General features: G+C 66.7%; 1 protein-coding gene. It reads left to right on the top strand.

Annotated elements, in window-relative coordinates; translation table 11 throughout:
- Positions 1 to 204: aminotransferase class I/II-fold pyridoxal phosphate-dependent enzyme (locus NW835_RS13355; protein ID WP_414415551.1), on the top strand; the 204-nt coding region annotated here is incomplete at both ends.

Here is a 204-nt window from a genome sequence, read left to right as displayed (position 1 = left end):
TGGCCGGGGCCAAGGTGGTGCGGGTTCAAACCCAAGAGGCGCAGGGGTTCAAACTCACCGCCGCCCAACTGCGCCAGGCCCTCAGCCCCCGCAGCAAGTTGCTCATCCTCAACTCGCCGGCCAACCCCACCGGCGCCGTCTATCACCGGCACGAGCTGGAGGCCCTGGCAGAGGTGCTCCTCTCTGCTCCTCATCTGTATGTGG

This window comes from Synechococcus sp. OH2 (assembly GCF_047462155.1).
In the GTDB taxonomy this organism is placed as follows: Bacteria; Cyanobacteriota; Cyanobacteriia; order Thermostichales; family Thermostichaceae; genus Thermostichus.
The sequence above is the reverse complement of the archived record's forward strand: the minus strand, read 5'-3'. Positions and strand labels throughout refer to the sequence as shown.